Genomic DNA, 2,416 nt, shown 5'->3' with positions numbered 1-2,416 from the left:
GGCCGAGGCCGAGCCGGGCAAGCCGATCCGCGGTGCCGGCGCGGCGATCGTTCGGAACATGGAGGCCAGCCTCGCGGTTCCGACGGCGACCAGTTTCCGCAATGTCCCGGCCAAGCTGCTCGAGGTCAACCGCAAGGTCGTCAACGGCTTCCGTGCTCGGTCCGGTCAGGGCAAGATCAGCTTCACCCATCTGATCGGCTGGGCCGTCGTCCGCGCGATCGCCGACGCCGTCCCGGCGATGAAGAACGGCTACAAGGCCGACGACGACGGCAAGCCCCTCCTCGTCGTGAACGATCACGTGAACATGGCCCTCGCCGTCGATGTCGAGAAGGCCGACGGCAGCCGCACGCTGCTCACGCCGATCATCCGCGATGCCGACACCCTCGGTTTCGCCGAGTTCCTCGCGTCGTACGACGAACTGATCCGCAAGGTCAAGAACAACAAGTTGACCGTCGAGGACTTCATGGGAGCGAACGTGTCGCTCACCAACCCCGGAACGATTGGGACCGTGCAGTCGGTCCCGCGCCTGATGCCCGGTCAGGGTCTGATCGTCGGTGTGGGCTCGATCGACTTCCCGGCCGAGTTCGAGGGCGCCGACCGCGCCAGCCTCGCCGACATGGGCCTGAGCAAGGTCGTCACCATCACCTCGACCTACGACCACCGGATCATCCAGGGTGCGGAGTCGGGCCTGTTCCTGAAGCGCGTCAAGGAGTTGCTGCTCGGCGACCACGACTTCTACGAGGACATCTTCCACAGCCTCGACCTCCCGTACGAGGCCGTCAAGTGGCGTCCCGACACGAACCCGATCAACAAGGAAGAGGCCATGCTGCGCAAGCAGATGGCCGTCGCCAAGCTGATCCGGGTGCACCGCGTGCGCGGGCACCGCATCGCCGACCTCGACCCGTTGAGATGGACCGAGCCCCACACGCCGCGCGAGCTCGATCCGGCGACCTACGGGCTCACGATCTGGGACCTCGATCGCGAGTTCCTCACCGACGGCGTCGGTGGCACCGACAAGATGAAACTCGGCAACCTGCTCGGGGTTCTGCGCGACGCCTACTGCCGCACGATCGGCGTCGAGTACATGCACATCCAGAACACCGACGAGCAGAAGTGGGTGCAGGATCGCGTCGAGGCCGAGCACCGCGAGTTCGGCATCGACGACAAGCGACGGATCCTCGAGCGACTCAACGCCGCCGAATCGTTCGAGAAGTTCCTCGCCACCAAGTACGTCGGGACCAAGCGGTTCGGCATCGAAGGTGCGGAGTCGGCGGTCCCGATCCTGGACGTGATCCTCGGCAACGCGGCCGATGCGGGACTCGACTCAGCGGTGCTCGGCATGGCCCACCGCGGCCGTCTGAACATCCTGTCGAACATCATGGACAAGAGCTACGAGGCGATCTTCTCCGAGTTCGAAGGGCACCTCGATCCGACGTCCGTGCAGGGGTCGGGTGATGTCAAGTACCACCTCGGCGCCAAGGGCAAGCACGTGAGCCCGGCGGGGGCGGACATCGCCATCGAGCTCGCCGCCAACCCGAGCCACCTCGAGACGGTCGACCCGATCGTGATGGGCATGGTCCGCGCCAAGCAGGACCAGATCGACCCGCCCGGGTCGTTTCCCGTGTTGCCGCTGTTGATCCACGGCGACGCTGCCTTCGCGGGTCAGGGAGTTGTCGCGGAGTGCCTCGCGATGAGCGACACCGGCGGATATCGCATCGGCGGGACCATCCACCTGATCATCAACAACCAGATCGGCTTCACCACGGCGCCGGGCAACGCGCGGTCGTCGCCCTACTGCTCCGACGTCGCCAAGACCGTGCAAGCTCCGATCTTCCACGTCAACGGCGACGATCCCGAGGCGTGCGTGCGGGTCGCCCAACTCGCGTGGGACTATCGCCAGACGTTCAACAAGGACGTCGTCATCGACATGGTCTGCTACCGACGGCACGGCCACAACGAGGGCGATGACCCCAGCTACACCCAACCGCTGATGTACAAGGCGATCGCCGAGCGACGCAGCGTGCGCAAGCTGTACGTCGAGTCGCTGGTCAAGCGTGGCGACATCACGATCGACGAGGCCGAGCAGGCGCTGACCGACTTCCACGCGAAGCTGCAGGTGGCGCTCGACGAGACCCGCTCGTCGGCTCCCGCGTCGATGATCGTCCCGCGACCGCCCTCGCCGGTGGGCGTGTTGCCGCCGATCGCAACGGGCGTGGACCGTGACCGACTCGATTCGATCTTCGAGCAGCTCACCAACTACCCCGAGGGATTCACCGTCCACCCGAAGCTGGCCAAGCAGTTCGAGCAGCGGGCGAAGATGTACGAGTCGGGCGAGATCGACTGGGCGCTCGGCGAGTCGCTCGCGATCGGGTCGCTCGTGCTCGAGGGACGCTCGGTCCGGTACTCGGGTGAGGAC

General features: G+C 65.9%; 1 protein-coding gene. It reads left to right on the top strand.

Features of this window, described 5'->3' with window-relative positions:
* Positions 1 to 25 precede the first annotated feature (25 nt).
* Positions 26 to 2,416: multifunctional oxoglutarate decarboxylase/oxoglutarate dehydrogenase thiamine pyrophosphate-binding subunit/dihydrolipoyllysine-residue succinyltransferase subunit (locus tag WBV89_RS02875; RefSeq protein ID WP_423979836.1), on the top strand; the 2,391-nt coding region annotated here is incomplete at its 3' end.

Source organism: Ilumatobacter sp., from assembly GCF_049588435.1.
Taxonomy (GTDB): domain Bacteria; phylum Actinomycetota; class Acidimicrobiia; order Acidimicrobiales; family Ilumatobacteraceae; genus Ilumatobacter_A.
Note: the sequence above shows the minus strand (reverse complement) of the source record. Positions and strands in the feature narration are given on the sequence as shown.